Source organism: Streptomyces sp. NPDC059718 (assembly GCF_042733315.1).
Classification (GTDB): domain Bacteria; phylum Actinomycetota; class Actinomycetes; order Streptomycetales; family Streptomycetaceae; genus Actinacidiphila.
Genome location: NZ_JBHWGA010000003.1, coordinates 361237 through 377780 on the forward strand (window position 1 = coordinate 361237; position 16544 = coordinate 377780).

The window sequence follows — 16544 nt, forward strand, 5'->3', positions numbered from 1 at the left end:
GCCCCGGGGTCCGTGGAGCCGCAGGGGGGATGCGGCCCGTCACGGATCCTGCTCGGCTCTGCCCGGGCGGGGCCGCCGCTTCGCCGTGCGCCACCCCGGAAACGGCGCGACAGTTGCTTTATGGGCCTGTGGGCATACGCCGTTTTCTACGGCGTGGGTGCCGCGGTCGGCCAAGGGGAGCCCGACGTGGGCGAGGCCGCGAGGGACCTGACCGCTGCGGCAGTGCGCGTGCAAGAGATCTACGACTGTGCAGGCCTCTGGCCCGACGTGCAGGAATCCGTCCGCCGGATCACCTACGAGATGCTGCACGAGGGCAGTACCGCGCTACAGCGGCAGGAGTCCTGGTCGTGCAGGGTGGGCGACGTGGAGCTGACGCTGTTCCCCATGCCGGATCGGGTGGCGCCGGTCACCGCGCGGCCGTATGGCATCCCCGAGCAGGCGGAGCACTGAACGTGACGAGGCCCGCACCGCTCGGGGTGCGGTGGAGGCCTCGGCCGTCGGCCCCGGATGCGGGGCAGGCGGAAGGCCACGCGCCCGCCCGTCCGGCCGTGCGGGACGCGCCCCCGGTACGCCCATTCGCTGCGGAGCGCAGTCGGCGGGGTGCAGGCGGGTGCGGGTTGCGGGCCCCGTCGTCACCCAGCCGCGTACGCTTCGCGGCACTCCCCGGCTGCCGTGAAGTACGCGTCGCGGAAGTCGCTTTGGACGTCGGGTGGCAAGTACTCGAACGTGACCTCGCCCTGCATGATCACCGCCATCGTGTGGGAAGCCCGCGCGAGCGGGGTCCATGCCGTGTCGAGGTTTTCGGCGTGCGAAGCCTTGTTGGCGGTGGCGTTCGCCTCTGCTGCTGCCGTGTCCACGTGCACCGGCACAGTGGGGTCGGGGTCCGGAAGATCGGCGTCCTGGCCGAAGCCCCATGATCGGCAGACGGACTGTGCTTCGGCCAGGGCTGTGGCTCTCTGTCCGGTGACGCCGTCACTGCCGGATGTGCACCCGGCGAGGGTGAAGGCCGTCGTTGCGGCGGCACAGACGGCCAGTGCTGCACGCAGCCCTGATCGGCCGCGCGCGTGCGGCGCGAGGTCGGAGCTCTCATTGGCGGCCATTGCGGCCCTCCCCGTGTGAGTGGCCCGCGCATCCTACGCGTCCGCGAAGGCGCCGTGGACGGAACGGTGACGAGGGGTGACGGTACCCGCGCAGAGGCGTCAACTGGCGGGGCACGCAGCCGTGTTCGCCGGGGAAGGACCGCGCGGGGAGTCCGGCGCCGTCGGACGGCGCGTCACACCGAGGACAGGTCGATCGCCCGGTCGGCGTCCGCGGGGCGCAGGACACGGAGGATGCCCTCCAGGAGGTAGTAGTCGGCGTAGGGGACGGAGACCTCGACGCCGTCCTCGGCGGGACGGTTGCGGGTGCAGCGGGCGACGACGGCCTGGGCGCGGGTGGAGCGGCTGGTCAGGCAGGTGCGGGAGAGGGCGAGGAGCAGTTGCAGGGCGCTCTCGCGGTAGCGGGCCGTGCCGGAGGCCGCGGCGAGGTCGAGCAGGCCGCAGGCCATGACCGCGCCGGCCGAGGCGTCCTTGACGTCGTTCGGCTGCTGCGGGGCGAGGTAGTCCCAGACGGGGACGTGATCGGGCGTCAGCGCGCCGAGGGCGAAGTCCGCGAGCCTGCGGGCGGTGGCGAGGAACTCCGGGTGGCCGGTGCGGCGGAACATCGTGGTGAAGCCGTAGACGCCCCAGGCCTGGCCGCGGGACCAGCAGGAGGCGGGGCTGTAGCCCTGCACGGTGTTGGGCCCGACGGGGGCGCCGGTGGCCGGGTCGAAGTCGAAGACGTGCGGGGTGGAGCCGTCGGGCCGCAGGAAGTGGCGCTGGGTGGTCCGCGCGTGCGCGACGGCGATGTCGAGGTAGGCCGGGTCCCCGGTCTGGCGGCCGGCGAAGGCCAGGAGGTCCAGGTTCATCATCGTGTCCATGATCACCCGGCCCGCGTTGTCGGCGCTGCCGAGCGCGCCCCAGGCCCGGATGAAGCGGCCGGCCGTGTTGTACCGCTTGATCAGGGAGGATGCCGCCTGCAAGGCGCCGTCGCGCCACTTGGGGTCGCCGGTCAGGCGCCAGGCGGTCACCCAGGACGGGGAGAAGAGGAAACCGAGGTCGTGCGTGCCGGTGTCGGTGCGCCGGGGCGCCAGCCGTTCCGCGGCGGCGAGGGCCAGGGAGCGGAACTGCGCGTCGCCGCTGTGCAGCCACGCCATCCACAGCGTGCCGGGCCAGAACCCGCCGACCCAGTCGCCGCCGGCGGAGTAGGTCCACTTCTCGAACTTCGTGATGACCGGGAACGTGGTCACCCCGGGTGCCACCGCGCGCAGCTTCGCCACCGCGTAGTCCGCCGCCTCCCGCAGCGTGCGGGTGGTCGCGGCCGGGTCGTCGGCGTACGCGGTGTGCGCGGGGGGCCCGGCCTGCGCCGGGGGAGCGAGCGCGGTGGTCGCCGCGGCGGCGCCGGCGGCGGTGGTCAGCAGATGGCGCCGGGAGATGCCCATGGGTGCCTGCCATTCGGAGTGGGGGGTGGTTCACGAGGAGGCCAGGGCCAGCGTGGCATGCCTATGACATCGCTGTACACCTACGTGTCGCGAGTTCCTGTACGTGAACGAACAATCGTCGGCGATGGCCGGAGGGGCGCTCTTGACGCCCCGTCGGCACCGTCCTAGGTTCCGGTGGCGCGTTCATGGAGCTGTGCTCCATTCATGTACGGAGACAGAGGGAGAAGAGGCATGCGCACCCCCTGGGGCCATTCCCCGCGCCGCCGCGCAGGCGTCCTCGCCGTCCTCGCGGCCCTCCTCGTCCCGCTGGCCTCCGCCGCCCCGGCCGCGGCCCGGCCGGACGCGCACCACGGCACGGCCGGCGGGCCCACCGCGGCACCGCGGACGGTCGTCCTCGACGGGAAGGACCTGGTACGGGCCAAGACCCGGCTCCGCGCCGGCGATCCGGGGGCCCGCCGCGCCCTGCGGGACCTCGTCGTCCAGGCCGACGCCTGGCTGGGGCAGGGCCCCTGGACGGTCGTGGACAAGGACCGCGTCCCGCCCAGCGGCGACCTGCACGACTACTTCAGCCAGGCCCCCTACTGGTGGCCCGGCGCGCCCAGGACCCCGGACAATCCCCAGGGTTGCCCGTACGTGCAGCGCGACGGGGAGCGCAACCCCGAGGTCGACGGGCTCACCGACCACGACGAGCGGGGCAAGGTCTTCGAGTCGGCCTACGAGCTCTCCCTCGCCTGGTACTACACCGGCAGGCGCGCCTACGCCGAGCACGCCGCCCGCATCCTGCGCACGTGGTTCGTCGACCCGGCGACACGGATGAACCCGAACCTGGGCAACGCGCAAGCCATCCCGTGCCGTTACGACGGGCGTGCCATCGGCATCATCGACTTCTCCCAGGGCTTCACCAGCCTCCTCGACGCCACCGCCGTCCTCGATCTGGGCGCACCCGGCTGGTCGGCGCGGGACCGTGACGGCATGAGCGCCTGGGAGAACCGGTTCCTCCACTGGCTGGTGGACAGCGACTTCGGCAGGCAGGAGGGCGCCGCCGCCAACAACCACGGCACCTTCCACCACATGCAGGTCGCCGCGCTCGCCGCCGCCACCGGCCGCACCGCGCTCGCCCGGCAGACCGTCACCGCCGCGCGGGTCGGGCTGATCGACCCTCAGATCGCCGCCGACGGCAGCCAGCCGCAGGAGCTGGCGCGCACCCGCAGCTGGCACTACTCCACCTTCAACCTGGTGGCCTTCACCCGGCTCGCCGCCGTCGGCGACCACGTGGGCGTCGACCTGTGGCACCACACGGGCCCGGGCGGCGCGTCACTGCGGCAGGCCGTCGACTTCCTGCTGCCGGCCGCCACCGGTGCCGGGCCGTGGCCCCACCCCGAGCTGGACTTCCACGCCTACGCCGCCTCCGACCTCGTCCACGCCGCCGCCGACCACGGCGACCGGCGGGCGCGCGCCGCGCTCGCGGACCTGGAGGCGCCCCCGGGCGGCGACCTGTGGGCGCTGCGGCCCGCACCGGAGCAGCTGGACGGCATCACGGGCTGAACGGGGACGGCCGGGGCCCCGGTTCCCTCCGGATGCGCCATCCGGGTGACTGTGATGTGCTGGACCTGTCGATGACGGCCCGGCACCGCGATCCGGGTGCCACGGGCCCCGGCCATCCCGCCCCTCCCCAGGGGGCCGGTGATCCGCGCTCCCTCGCAGGCACCGTCGTGTGCCCGGTGCCTCGGGAGCGCCGGCACCGAACCGGCCAGCGACCGATCCGACCGATCCGACCGCACAGACCGATCCGACCACCCGATCCGAGGTGGAGTCCATGGCTCTCGCGAAGAAGCTCGCCGCAGGAACGATCGCCGCGCTCGCGACGGGGGCCCTGGTCCTCGGCGGCACCGGTACGGCGGTCGCCGACGACGGCTGCCACGCCGGGAACGGGCAGGACGGCTCCGTGTCGCACTGCCTGCCGGGCGACTCGGGATGGTCCGCGGCGGACGTCCAGGAGGCGCTGCAGTCCTTCCTGCAGGCCCATCCGGACATCGCCGCCGATCCCCATGTGCAGGCCTTCGCCGCCCTCGCCACGCAGTGGCTGGAAGCGCACCCCGGCATGACGCAGGACCAGTTGGCGGCGGCGCTGGAGCCGGTCGTCTCCTGCCTGGAGGCGGGCGGCGCACCGGAGTCCTGCGTGATGTCGCCGTCCTGACGGAAGGGCCGGACGATGCCGGACAGCCCGATGATCCTCGTGACCGGTGCCGCCGGGAGCGTGGGGGCGGTCGGGCACACGACCGTCGAGTTGCTGAGGGAACGCGGCTTCCCCGTCCGCGCCTTCGTCCACCGCGAGGACGAGCGGGCGGTGCAACTGCGGGACACCGGGGCGGAGGTGGTCGCCGGTGACCTGACCAGGACCGCGGACGTCGCGCGGGCGGCCGAGGGCTGCGGCCGGATGTACTTCGGGATGGGCGTGTCGGCGCAGTACCTGCAGGCCGCCGCGACGACGGCGGCCGTGGCCCGCGCCCACGGCGGGCTCGACGTGCTGGTCAACATGTCGCAGATGACGGTGTCCCAGATGAAGCTCAGCAGCACGTCCGAGTCGAAGCAGCAGTGGCAGCAGTGGCTGGCGGAGCAGGTCATGGACTGGTCGGGGGTGCCGGTCTGCCACATCCGGCCGACGGTCTTCATGGAGAACCCGCTCTTCCTCGGCCTCGGTTTCCGCTCGGTCGCCCGGGACGGCACGATCCGCCTGCCCTTCGGCGACGCGCGGACCTCCCCCGTCGCGGCCCGGGACGTCGCCGAGGTGGTCACGGCGGTGCTGGCCGACCCGGCGTCGCACGTCGGCCGGGTCCACGAGCTGACCGGGGCCGAGTCCCGGGACATGACGGCGATCGCCGCCGAGTTCACCGAGGTGCTCGGGCGGAAGGTCCGTTACGTCGACGTGCCGTACGAGGAGTGGGCCGGGGAACTGGACGCCCTGGGACTCCCCGAGCACGTACGGCAGCACATCGCCACCATGGCCCGCCTCCACGCGGCGAACCGGTACGACCGCGCGACCGACGACGTCAGGGAGATCCTGGGCAGACCGGCCTCCGGCATACGCGAGTTGGTCCGGGAGCACCCGGAGGTGTTCGGCTGACGCCCCCGGCGGACCACGTCGTCAGTGGTCCGTAAGCGGCCGTCAGTGGTCCGCGCAACAGGGCGTCGGCTTGGGCACCTCGAACGGGGCGAGACGCCCGCCCACCGCGGGGACCAGCGGCAGGACCAGTTCTCCGGCCCGCCACTCGGGGCGGACGTGGTCGGCGGTGAGGACCTCGGTGTCCGGCGCGGGCCGCTCGCCCGCGGGGGAGCCGAGCACGACCAGCCGCGTGATCGCGGTGCGGGCCAGCAGGTCGGCCACGGTGACCGTACCGGTGAGGCCGTCGACGCCCGGGTAGACCACGGCCCGGCCGCCGCTGAGCGCCGCGGCCTCGGCGGCGGCACCGGCCGCCGCCTCGGCCAGCGGAGCCGGTCCGTGGCCGCGGCCGGCCAGGAAGACGCCCAGCGGGGCGCCGGTCCCCGAGGTCTCCGTGAGCGAGCGCCACGCCGTCTCCGCGGCGGCGGGGTCCGGCAGCGTCAGGGAGACCGCCGTGTGCGGATCACCGCCGCGGACCAGGTGCGTGCACGCGACGGTGCCCACGGGGAGGCCGAGCCGGTCCACCAGGTGGTGGACCAGGTGGTCGGCCTCCCGCAGGCCGGGGGAACCGGCGTCGACGCCGAGGACCGCGGGGGCCGTCGTCACGCGGGCAGCACCCAGATCGGGTTGGAGTAGAACCACAGGTCCTTCCAGGGGTCGGCGTCGCCGAGGACGTCGATCGCCGGGCCGGCCGGGTCCACCGCGGCGCCGTTGATGCCGACGGCGCCGCGGTTGCCGTCCGTGCCGCGCAGCCGGACGTAGAGCGGCTTGTCGACGCGGCCCAGGGAGTACGTCAGCCGCACCGACCCCGCCGAGCGGCCCACCTCGAAGGACTTCACGACCTTGGTGTCCGGGGCGGCGAAGGTGTCCTTGTCCGAGACCCGGCCGGTGACCGCGCCGCGGATGACGTCCACACGGGCCAGCTCCGGTACGAACTGGGCCCAGTTGGGGCCGTTCGCCAAGTCGATGTCGACGACGAGGTCGACCTTGTCGCCGCGGCGGACCCGCAGCATGCCGCCGAGCGTCTGCTCGTGCCCGCCGGAGCGCAGCCGCGCGTCGAGACCGCTGATCAGCCCGCCGTGGTCGACCCAGACGCGGCCCTCGCGGAGGCCGTCCATGACCGCGCGGTACGAGAAGCCGGCGGCCCCGACGTGGGTGCGGCTGTACTGGCCCGGCCAGAAGTCGCCGTCGGTCAGGCTGAGTCCGCCGCCGTAGACCGGGTCGTCGTAGTGGCCCTGGGTGGCGAAGTCGCCACCGCCGCGGACGGCGGTGTCGGCATACACGTTGTGCGCGTCGGAGTTGGCGGTGATCCACCACGGCTTGCCCTCGGCGAGGAGGCTGTCCCACAGGCCGCCGACCGTGGCGGTCATCCAGTCGAAGCCGCCCCAGGTGCGGTAGCTCTCCAGCGGGTAGCCGGGCCAGGACTGGGCGCTCGGGCTGCTGTCGTAGAAGCCGCGGCCGGAGCCGGGGCCCTGCGGCGCGGGCAGGCCGGCGGCCTGGTGGCCGGGCGCGCCCTCCATGCCGACCGCGATGGTGGGCTGGGCGTCGCGCCAGGCGCGGATCTCGTGCGGGGAGTCCAGGCCCTTGCGCGCGGGGTGGTTGGCCAGGAACAGCGCGTCCTGGACCTTCTTGCGGCGGACGGCGTCGGCGAGGAAGTCCAGCCCCGCGACGGCCAGCGCCTCATTGGCGGGGGTGGGCGCGGTGGCACCCTTGACCGAGCCGTCGAAGGAGTTCTCGAAGTCCTTCAGCACGGCGACCTCGTTGCGGCCGGGGTGGACGAAGACCGTGCCGTGCTCGGCGGCCGGGATGTTCCACTCCAGGCCCTGGAAGACCAGGGTGTCGGAGATCTCCCCGCGGGCCGCGACGATCTGCGGGTTGACCTTCTCCACGCCGATCTTGGCGTGCTGCTCGCTGCCGTGGTCGGTGATGACCATCCAGTCCAGGCCGTTCGCGTTGGCGTGGCGGACGTGGTCGATGACGCGGTACTTCGCGTCGGAGCTGAACTGGGTGTGGATGTGGTGGTCGCCGGCCAGCCACAGGTAACCACCGGGACGCGTACCGCCGTGCCCCTGGTACCCCTGCGGGGAGGAGCCGTGGGCGGCGGCCTGGCCGGCACCGGCGAGCACGCTGCCCGCGGCCAGCCCGGCGCCGAGCAGTCCGGTGCGGCGCAGCATGGAGCGCCGGGAGAGCTGGTCCGGGGTCAGTTCCCCGTCCGGGACCGAGAGGTCGAGCGCCGGCGGCAGGGACTCAGCGCCGTCGCCGTGGTGGTGGTGCGCGTGGGTGTGGTCGTGCCCGTGCTGGTGGCCGTGGCCCATGATCCGCTCCTTGCCCTCCGCGAGGGCGCCGGTCCGCGCTGACTGGGGCGTGCGTCAGGAGAGCCTGCGGATGCCGGATGAACTCCCCGGGCCGCGCGGGTGGACACCACCGGGACGCGACATGTGGGCTGGGACACGGGGAACGGAGGTGATCACTCCACCGCGGTGCGGAGGCGGTTGCCGGCCGGCACGTCGTGGAGCCGTTCCCTGGACGGGAGCCGGGTGTGTACACCGGTGGCTGGGGCTGATCGTGCTCGCCGGATTCGTCGGCGGACCGGCCGCCACGATCAACCTGAAGATCGCCCGTACCGGGCCGTCCCCCGCGGGCGAGGGGCCGGAGCGCCACGATCCGGCTCTTAGGGTGGGGGCATGGCCTCCTCGACCCCGCCGAACGCCGCTCCGGACGCAACACCGCCCGGGCAGGTTCCCGTTGACCCCGCCGAGCTGATCGCCGACCCCTACGGGGCGTACGGCAGGCTCCGCGAGGCCGGTCCCGTCCACCGCGTCACCGGCACCGACGGGCGTCCCGCCTGGGTGGTCACCCGGTACGAGGACGTGCGCCAGGCGCTCGGCGACCCTCTGCTGTCCCTGGACAAGCGCAACGCCCTGCCCGGCAACTACTCGGGGTTCGCGCTGCCGCCCGCCCTCGACGCCAACCTGCTGAACATGGACCCGCCGGACCACACCCGCATCCGGCGCCTGGTGTCGCAGGCCTTCACCCCGCGCCGCGTCGCGGACCTGCGCGAGCCGGTCCGCCGTACGGCCGCCGAACTCCTGGACGCCGTGGCCCCCGACGGCCGCGCCGACCTGATCGCCGCCTATGCCGCGCCACTGCCGATCCGCGTGATCTGCGACCTGCTCGGCGTCGCCCCCGGCGACCGCCGCGACTTCCGGGGCTGGACGGACGCCCTGGTCGCCCCGGACCCTTCGCGTCCCTCCGCGGCGAAGGAGGCGGTCGCCGCCATGCTCGGGTACTTCGGGCAGCTCATCGCGCGCAAGCGCGCCCACCCCGAGGACGACCTGCTCTCCGCGATGATCGCCGCCCGCGACGACGGCGACCGGCTCAGCGAGGACGAGCTGATGTCGCTGACCTTCCTCCTCCTGTTCGCCGGGTACGAGAACACCGTGCAGCTCATCGGCAACGCCGTCCTGGCGCTGCTGACGCACCCCGGGCAACTGGCCGCCCTGCGGGCCGAGCCGGGCGGGGCCGCGGCGGCGGTCGAGGAGCTGACCCGCTGGGACGGGCCGGCGCCGCTGGCCATCCGGCGCTTCCCGCTGGAGGACGTCACCATCGGCGGCGTGACGGTCCCCGCCGGCGAGACGGTGCTGCTCTCGCTGGCCGCGGCCAACCGCGACCCCGCCCGCTTCCCCGAGGCCGACCGGCTCGACCTCGGCCGCGCCGACACCGCGCACCTCGGCCTCGGGCACGGCATCCACTACTGCCTCGGCGCTCCGCTGGCCCGGCTGGAGACCGAGATCGCGCTCACCGGGCTGCTGGCCCGCTTCCCGGGGCTCGCCCTGGACGCGGACCCCGCACAGCTGCGGTGGCGCCCGTCGATGCGCACGCGCGGCCTGGTGGCCCTCCCGGTCCGTTTCTGACCGGCGGTACGGGACGGGTCACCGGCGGGCGGCGACGGTCGCCGCCACGGCCACCGTCAGCGCGCACCCGGTGGCCGCACCCAGGGCGGCGGGCGGTGTCACCAGGAGCACCAGGAGGCCCCCGGCCAGGGCGCCGGCCACCAGGGCGGCGACGCTCAGTGCCTGGCGAAGGGCCATCCGCCGGTCGTGCGCCGTGGCGCCGGTGCCGCTGAGCAGCCCGACCAGGGTGCGGGTCATCACGGTCGTGGTCAGGCCCGCGACGCCGACGCGTCCGGCCGTCGCGTTCTGGATGCCCATCGCCACCGCGCAGACCACCACCAGTACGCGCCGCGGCCCGTCCAGGGCGTGCAGTGCCGTGGCCGAGGCCAGCAGCGCGGTCTCGCACACCGCGGCCGCGCTCATCAGCGCGATCGGGCGGGTCAGCCGGGCCAGTGCCGCCCGGCAGAAGAGGATGCCCACGGCGAAGCCGCCGAGGGCCACCAGCGAGGTGACGACCGAGAACTGGGGCGCCCCGGCCAGGCCGAGGCTGACGAAGACCAGGTTGCCCGTCATGTTCGCCACGAAGACATGACCCAGGCTGAGGATGCTCACGGCGTCGACCAGCCCGCTGAGCACGGTGAGGACGAGCAGCAGCACGGTCAGCAGGCGCTGCCGGTCCCCTTCCGGGCCACCGCTCATGTCCAGCCGCCTTCCGCAGGGGTTCGCCGCCGCTCCTGGTCAGGATGCACCGGGCCGGGCCCCGGAGCAGACTTGTGCGTGTCCGCCCCGACCCGGGCGCGCCCCCGAACCGAAGGAGCGTGGTGATGGCGGAACCGCTGCCGCAGCCGGTGCTCAGCCCTCTCACCACGTCCGCGATCTTCCTGGTCGTGACGGTCGACCCCGGCAGGGAGACCGCCGTCCGCGATCTGCTGGAGGACCTGTCCGGGCTGCAGCGCTCGGTCGGCTTCGGCACCCCCGACGGGCGGCTGAGCTGTGTCGCCGGGGTGGGGTCGAACGTGTGGGGCCGCCTCTTCGGCGGGCCGCGCCCCGCCGGACTGCACCCCTTCGCCGAGCTGACCGGACCCCGCCACCAGGCGCCCGCCACCCCGGGCGACCTGCTCTTCCACATCCGGGCCGGCCGGCTGGACCTGTGCTTCACCCTGGCCCAGCTGGTCATGGACCGGCTGCGCGGCCATGTCACGGTCCGTGACGAGGTGCACGGCTTCAAGTACCTCGACGTCCGCGACCTGCTGGGGTTCGTCGACGGCACGGAGAACCCGGTCGGCCCCGAGGCGACCGAGGCGGTCCTGGTCGGCGACGAGGACCCGGACTTCCGTTGCGGCAGCTACGTGATCGTGCAGAAGTACGTCCACGACCTCGACGCCTGGAACGCCCTGCCCGTGGAGGCGCAGGAGCGGGTGATCGGCCGCAGCAAACTGGGCAACATCGAGATGGACGACGACGTCAAGCCCGCCGACTCCCACGTCGCCCTGACCACGATCGTCGAACCGGACGGCACCGAACGGCAGATCCTCCGCGACAACATGCCCTTCGGCCGGGTGGGCACCGCCGAGTTCGGGACGTACTTCATCGGCTACGCGCGGACCCCCGAGGTCACCGAGCGGATGCTGCGCAACATGTTCCTCGGCGACGGGCAGGCGAGCCACGACCGGATCCTGGACTTCTCCCGGGCCGTGACCGGCACGCTGTTCTTCGTGCCCTCCGCCGACTTCCTGGACGACCTTCCCGATCCCCCCGCCGTCGCGGCCGCCCCGGCCGCGAAGTCGCTGGGGATCGGCGACCTGAGGAAGACCGTCACATCATGAACAACCTGCACCGGGAACTCGCCCCGATCTCCGAAGCCGCCTGGGACGACCTGGAGGAGGAGGCGCGGCGCACCTTCAAGCGCCACGTCGCCGCCCGCCGGATCGTCGACGTGCCCGAGGCCGCCGGCCCCGAGTTCGCCGGGGTGAACACCGGCCACCTCGACCCGGTCGAGGCGCCCCACGAGGACGTGCTCGCCCGGGTGCGCCGCGCGCAGCCGGTCGTCGAGCTGCGCGTGCCCTTCACGGTCGACCGCGGCGAGGTCGACATCGTCGAGCGCGGTGCCCAGGACGCGGACTGGCAGCCCGTGAAGGACGCCGCCCGGCGCATCGCGTTCACCGAGGACCGGGCGGTCTTCGAGGGGTACGCGGCGGCCGGCATCACCGGCATCCGCGCGAGCGCCCCGAACCCGCCGCTGAGCCTCCCCGCCGACGTGCGCGACTACCCCAACGCCGTCAGCCAGGCCATCTCCGCGCTCCGCCTCGCGGGCGTCGGCGGCCCGTACACGCTCGCGCTGAGCGCCGACGCGTACACGGCCGTCAACGAGACCTCCCACTACGGCTACCCGATCCACGCCCACCTGGCCCGGCTCCTCGACGGGGAGATCGTGTGGGCCCCCGCCATCGACGGGGCGTTCCTGCTCTCCACCCGCGGCGGCGACTTCGAGCTGCGCATCGGCCAGGACGTGTCCATCGGCTACCTGTCGCACGACGACACCAGCGTGCGGCTGTACTTCCAGGAGACCCTCACCTTCCTGGTGCACACGGCGGAGGCGGCGGTCGCGCTCACGGCCGCGTGACGGTGACGCGTGACGGGTGACGGGCGCCCAGTACGGGTATTCGCCCGTTATGACCGGAAAACACAGGAAGACATCGCTCTGGCCGCACCGTTCCGAGGTCAGGACCGGCGGGCCCGCCCGCCACGCCGCCTCGGCGGGCGGGGACGACGGCGGTCGTGAGCCCGTCCCCGAGGACCTCCCGCCCGCCCACGCCCCGGTGGTGCCCGGCACCCACGTGGACGGCACGGAGGCGCCCCACCACCGTGCGTGAGAGCGGGCCCGCGCCGGACGCAGGACCGCCTCGTGCACCGTCGGCCGGCATGGGGGCGGCGCGCGGGGAGCACGGGGCGGGGGAAGAGGCGGAGGTCCGGCACGCCCGCGTCGACCGGCGCCGGAAGGGCCGCTGACGGGCCCTCACGAAGTGTGCCCCCGTACGGGTGGAGCGGGCCGGGAGGGCGTGACACGTTCCGTCACCGCGGGGACCGATTGTGTGATTATTCGGCCCGCTCGGTTGGAGGTAGTGCCCCCATGACCTCAGTGACGGAACGTCAGTCCGGCCATCCCGCGGCGGAGGTGCGGACCCGATGACGATGCACACCGAGAACGAGATCGTCATCGACGCGCCCCTGCGGTACGTGTGGCTGCGGACCAACGACGTCGCCGGCTGGCCCACCCTGTTCAGCGAGTACGCCGAGGCCGAGATCATCTCCCAGGAGGGCGACACCACCCGCTTCCGCCTGACCATGCACCCCGACGAGAAGGGCCGCGTCTGGTCCTGGGTGTCCGAGCGCACCGCCGACCCGGCCACCCGTACCGTGCGGGCCCGGCGGCTGGAGACCGGGCCGTTCGAGTTCATGAACATCTACTGGCAGTACGAGGAACTCGGCCCGGAGAGCACCCGCATGCGCTGGCTGCAGGACTTCCGGATGAAGGTGGACGCGCCCGTCGACGACGAGGGCATGCGGCAACGCATCAACAGCAACTCCCGCGTCCAGATGCAGCTGGTCAAGGACCGGCTGGAGTCCCGCCGGATCCGTCCCGTCGGCACCCTGGACACCCACGCGGACACCCGCCGCGGCGGCGACATCCGCACCCTGCTGACCACCGCCTCGGTCGGCACGACGGACGGGTTCTGCGGCATGGTCACCGTCGGCCCCGGCGAGGCCGTCGCCGAGCACTACCACCCGTACTCGCAGGAGCAACTGGTCGTCGTCGAGGGCGAGGTGCGGGTGGACCTCGACGGCTGCCCGCGCAGCGTCGCCGCCAACGAGGCCCTGCTCGTCCCGCGCGGGGTCCGCCACCGGCTGGTGAACACCTCCGACGCGGTGGCCCGCGCCGTGTTCTTCCTGGCCCCGCTCGCGCCGCGTCCGGAGCTGGGGCACGTCGACACCGAGACCCGCGAGCAGGCCGCCGCCATCGCCCGCGCCGCCACCGCGACGGGTCCGGCGACGGAGGGCCCGGCGCCCGGCCGCGAACTGGTCGACCGGTGACCGCGGGCCGTACCGCGCGCAGGGTGGTGGTGACGGGCGTCGGAGCCGTCGCCGCCGGCGGCGTCGGGCGGGAGGCGTTCTGGGAGCGGATCGTCGGGGGCAGTCCGGCGATCCGCCGGATCACCCGCTTCGACCCCTCGCGGTACCGCTCGCGGATCGCCGCCGAGGCCGACTTCGACCCCCTCGCGGCCGGGCTCACCCCCCGGGAGATACGCCGCAACGGCCGGTTCGCCCAGTTCGCGCTCGCCGCGGCCGCCGAGGCGCTCGCCGACAGCGGGCTGCGCACGGAGGCCGAGGACACCGACCGCATCGGGGTCTGCCTCGGCACCGCCGTCGGCGCCACCGTCACCCTGGAGGACGAGTACGTGGTCGCCAGCGACGGCGGCCGGCACTGGGAGGTCAGCCCCGACCACGGCATGCCCTTCCTGCACCGGGCGATGCACCCCTCCTCGGCCGCCGCCGAACTCTCGCTGCGGCACAGTCTGCACGGCCCGTCCTCGGTCGTCTCCACCGGCTGCACCTCCGGCGTCGACGCGATCGGCTGCGCCTTCCGGACGCTGAGCGACGGCGAGGCCGACGTCATGCTGGCGGGCGCGGGCGAGGCGCCCATCTCCCCGGTCACGGTGGCCTGCTTCGACGCGATCGGCGCCACCACCGCCTTCACCGGCGACCCCGAGCGGACGCCGGCGCCCTTCGACGCCCGGCGCGACGGGTTCGTCCTCGGCGAGGGCGGCGCCGTGCTCGTCCTGGAGGAACGGGAGCACGCCCGTGCCCGGGGCGCGTCCGTCTACTGCGAGGTGCGCGGCTGGGACAACCGGACCGGCGCCTACCACATGACCGGTCTGCGCCCCGACGGCTACGACCTGAGCGAGGCGATCATCTCCGCCATGTCGGAGGCCGGCATCGCCCCCGAGCAGCTCGACTGGATCAGCGCCCACGGCTCCGGCACGGTGCAGAACGACCGCTACGAGACCGCCGCGTACAAGCGCGCCCTCGGCGAGCACGCGCGCAAGGTCCCGGTGAGCTCCGTCAAGTCCGTCATCGGCCACTGCCTCGGCGCGGCGGGCGCCCTGGAGATGGCCGCCTGCGCCCTCGCCGTCCGGCGGGGGGTGATCCCGCCGACCGCCAACCTCCTGCGGCCCGACCCGCAGTGCGACCTCGACTACACGCCGGTCCTCGCCCGCGAACGGCGGGTGCGGCACGCACTGTCGGTGGCCTGCGGGCTCGGTGGTTTCCAGTCGGCGATGGTCTTCTCGGCCCTGGAGCCCGACCCTGAACGGGAGGCGGAGGCATGACCACACGCGCGGTCATCAGCGGACTCGGGGTCGTCGCCCCCACCGGTGTCGGCGCCCGCCCCTACTGGCGGGCCACCGTCGCCGGGCGCAACGGCATCCGGCCGATCGGCAGGCCCGACGCGAGCCGCTCCCCGGTCGTGCTGGCCGGGGAGGTCACCGGGTTCGACGCCGCCCGCTGGATCGACGACACCCTGCGCGCCGAGACCGACCGCTGGACCTGGTTCGCCCTGGCCGCGGCCGAGATGGCGCTGGCCGACGCGGCGCTGCGGCCCGCCGACCACCCCCCGTTCCACCTGTCGGTGGTCACCTCCAGCGGCTCCGGCGGCAACGAGTCCGGCCAGCGGGAGACCCACGCCCTGTGGGCACGGCAGCCCGGCGAGGCCGACGCCCACCAGTCCATCGCCTGGTTCCACGCGGCCGGCGCCGCCCAGATCTCCATCCGGCACGGGCTGACCGGCGGCTGCGGCGTCGTCGCCGCGGACGGCGCGGGCGGCCTGGACGCGCTCAAGCACGCCTGGCGGCGGCTGCGGCGCGGCGGCAAGGCCGTGATCGTCGGCGGCACCGAGGCGCCGCTGTCGCCCTTCGCGCTCGCCTGCCAGTCCACCCTGCCCACGGTGCACCGCGGCACCGACCCCGAACGGGCCTACCTGCCCTTCAGCCCGTACGCCTCGGGGTTCGTCCCCGGCGAGGGCGGTGCCCTGATGGTCCTGGAGGAGAAGGCGCACGCCGCCGAGCGCGGGGTGCGCGGTTACGCCGAACTGCTCGGCCACGCCGCCACGCACGACGCGCACCACCACACGGCGCCCGCGCCCGACGGCGTCCAGCTGGCCCGGGCCGTCACCACGGCGCTCGAGCAGGCCGGCCGCGCTCCCGGGGACGTGGACGTGGTCTTCGCCGACGGCGCCGGCGACCCGGCCGGGGACGCCGCCGAGGCGGCGGCGCTCCAGCGGGTCTTCGGCGACCGGCTGGCGGAGGTACCGGTGACGGTGCCCAAGGCGGGCGTCGGCCGGCTGACCTCCGGCGCCGGCGCGCTGGACGCGGTGACCGCAGCCCTCGCCCTGCGCACCGGCGTGATCCCGCCCACCCGCGGCGGCGACGCGCGGGCCGCCCGCGAGCGGTACGGCGTCCGCCTGGTCACCCGCTGGACACGGCCGGAACGGCTGACGACGGCCGTGGTGCTCGCCCGCGGGACCGGCGGGTTCAACAGCGCCGTCGTCCTGGGAGCGCTTGACTGAACAACCGGGCGCGACGTGTTCCCGGCATCTGCGCGGTCACCGTGTCCGGTGGCTGGAGCTGTCCCGCACGGTGCACCGGGTCTCGCGCTCGGTATGGCCGAGGGGAAGGTCGATGAGCGTGCCGGGATTGCCGCAGTTCTGATTCTGCCGGCCGTTCTGCGCGGTGTTGGTCTCGGATCCGACCACCTCGGTGGTGCCGGCGGAGGCCTGGCCCCGGTGAACGGTGGCGGGACCGGCACGGTGGGAGTGGTCGGCGGCGACGCATGTGGTGTGCTTCCGGATGGTGCCCAGTACGTTGACGGTGGCCGTGTCCGCGGAGTTGCCGCAGTTGAGGTTCTGCCTGCCGGTCTG

The 16544-nt window shown here is 74.2% G+C and carries 16 protein-coding genes and 1 pseudogene; 11 read left to right on the forward strand and 6 right to left on the reverse strand.

The window, feature by feature from the left end; genetic code table 11:
• The first annotated feature begins 120 nt into the window (after nt 1-120).
• On the forward strand, nt 121-450 hold the full coding sequence (locus ACFV3E_RS06500; RefSeq protein ID WP_500533677.1) for a hypothetical protein: 330 nt from the start codon (nt 121-123) through the stop codon (nt 448-450).
• 182 nt (nt 451-632) lie between these two features.
• Here ACFV3E_RS06500 and ACFV3E_RS06505 read toward each other — a convergent pair whose 3' ends face one another.
• Together ACFV3E_RS06505 and ACFV3E_RS06510 are read right to left on the reverse strand one after the other, a co-directional pair.
• Nucleotides 633-1100 carry a hypothetical protein gene (locus tag ACFV3E_RS06505; protein WP_500533678.1) on the reverse strand — a complete coding sequence of 156 codons (468 nt, stop codon included), beginning with the start codon at nt 1098-1100 and terminating at the stop codon, nt 633-635.
• A 173-nt stretch (nt 1101-1273) separates the two neighbouring features.
• Nucleotides 1274-2518, reverse strand: a complete 1245-nt coding sequence (locus tag ACFV3E_RS06510) for a glycoside hydrolase family 88 protein (RefSeq protein WP_500533679.1) — start codon at nt 2516-2518, stop codon at nt 1274-1276.
• Nucleotides 2519-2749: 231 nt separating this feature from the next.
• Between ACFV3E_RS06510 and ACFV3E_RS06515 the strand changes: the two genes are divergently transcribed.
• The 3 genes from ACFV3E_RS06515 (at nt 2750) to ACFV3E_RS06525 (ending at nt 5642) form a co-directional block, all read left to right on the forward strand.
• Nucleotides 2750-4063, forward strand: a complete 1314-nt coding sequence (locus tag ACFV3E_RS06515) for an alginate lyase family protein (RefSeq protein WP_500533680.1) — start codon at nt 2750-2752, stop codon at nt 4061-4063.
• A gap of 271 nt (nt 4064-4334) precedes the next feature.
• Nucleotides 4335-4715 (forward strand): hypothetical protein, encoded by a 381-nt coding sequence (locus ACFV3E_RS06520; RefSeq protein ID WP_500533681.1) that lies wholly within the window; start codon nt 4335-4337, stop codon nt 4713-4715.
• A 15-nt stretch (nt 4716-4730) separates the two neighbouring features.
• A complete protein-coding gene (locus tag ACFV3E_RS06525; RefSeq protein ID WP_500533682.1) occupies nt 4731-5642 on the forward strand; it encodes an NmrA family NAD(P)-binding protein in 912 nt (303 codons plus the stop codon).
• Between the two features lie 42 nt (nt 5643-5684).
• On the opposite strand, the gene ACFV3E_RS06530 is transcribed toward ACFV3E_RS06525, so the two are convergent.
• Both ACFV3E_RS06530 and ACFV3E_RS06535 read right to left on the reverse strand, forming a co-directional pair.
• A complete protein-coding gene (locus ACFV3E_RS06530) occupies nt 5685-6284 on the reverse strand; it encodes a hypothetical protein (RefSeq protein ID WP_500533683.1) in 600 nt (199 codons plus the stop codon).
• Complete coding sequence (locus ACFV3E_RS06535) at nt 6281-7993, reverse strand: PHP domain-containing protein (protein WP_500533684.1); 1713 nt, start codon at nt 7991-7993, stop codon at nt 6281-6283. Before ACFV3E_RS06535 ends, ACFV3E_RS06530 begins: the two co-directional genes overlap by 4 nt.
• A 369-nt stretch (nt 7994-8362) precedes the next feature.
• Here ACFV3E_RS06535 and ACFV3E_RS06540 point away from each other — a divergent pair, with 369 nt between their 5' ends.
• Nucleotides 8363-9592 carry a cytochrome P450 family protein gene (locus ACFV3E_RS06540; RefSeq protein WP_500533685.1) on the forward strand — a complete coding sequence of 410 codons (1230 nt, stop codon included), beginning with the start codon at nt 8363-8365 and terminating at the stop codon, nt 9590-9592.
• 18 nt (nt 9593-9610) lie between these two features.
• On the opposite strand, the gene ACFV3E_RS06545 is transcribed toward ACFV3E_RS06540, so the two are convergent.
• Nucleotides 9611-10270, reverse strand: coding sequence for a YoaK family protein (locus ACFV3E_RS06545; RefSeq protein ID WP_500533686.1), 660 nt, complete (start codon nt 10268-10270; stop codon nt 9611-9613).
• Nucleotides 10271-10395: 125 nt separating this feature from the next.
• Between ACFV3E_RS06545 and ACFV3E_RS06550 the strand changes: the two genes are divergently transcribed.
• The 6 genes from ACFV3E_RS06550 (at nt 10396) to ACFV3E_RS06575 (ending at nt 16193) form a co-directional block, all read left to right on the forward strand.
• The gene (locus ACFV3E_RS06550; RefSeq protein ID WP_500533687.1) at nt 10396-11397 is read left to right on the forward strand and encodes a Dyp-type peroxidase; all 1002 of its coding nucleotides are present in this window, start codon (nt 10396-10398) and stop codon (nt 11395-11397) included.
• On the forward strand, nt 11394-12194 hold the full coding sequence (locus ACFV3E_RS06555) for a family 1 encapsulin nanocompartment shell protein (protein WP_500533688.1): 801 nt from the start codon (nt 11394-11396) through the stop codon (nt 12192-12194). Before ACFV3E_RS06550 ends, ACFV3E_RS06555 begins: the two co-directional genes overlap by 4 nt.
• Before the next feature lie 49 nt (nt 12195-12243).
• Nucleotides 12244-12444, forward strand: coding sequence for a hypothetical protein (locus ACFV3E_RS06560; RefSeq protein WP_500322019.1), 201 nt, complete (start codon nt 12244-12246; stop codon nt 12442-12444).
• Between the two features lie 313 nt (nt 12445-12757).
• Nucleotides 12758-13663: a cupin domain-containing protein gene (locus ACFV3E_RS06565; RefSeq protein ID WP_500533689.1), complete on the forward strand. Its 906-nt coding sequence runs from the start codon at nt 12758-12760 to the stop codon at nt 13661-13663.
• Nucleotides 13660-14958, forward strand: a complete 1299-nt coding sequence (locus ACFV3E_RS06570) for a beta-ketoacyl-[acyl-carrier-protein] synthase family protein (protein ID WP_500533690.1) — start codon at nt 13660-13662, stop codon at nt 14956-14958. Before ACFV3E_RS06565 ends, ACFV3E_RS06570 begins: the two co-directional genes overlap by 4 nt.
• The gene (locus ACFV3E_RS06575) at nt 14955-16193 is read left to right on the forward strand and encodes a beta-ketoacyl synthase N-terminal-like domain-containing protein (RefSeq protein WP_500369787.1); all 1239 of its coding nucleotides are present in this window, start codon (nt 14955-14957) and stop codon (nt 16191-16193) included. The genes ACFV3E_RS06570 and ACFV3E_RS06575 overlap by 4 nt, the downstream gene beginning before the upstream one ends.
• Nucleotides 16194-16229: 36 nt before the next feature.
• Here the strand turns inward: ACFV3E_RS06575 and ACFV3E_RS06580 are convergent.
• Nucleotides 16230-16544 (reverse strand): annotated as a pseudogene (locus tag ACFV3E_RS06580) (hypothetical protein); the annotation flags it as partial.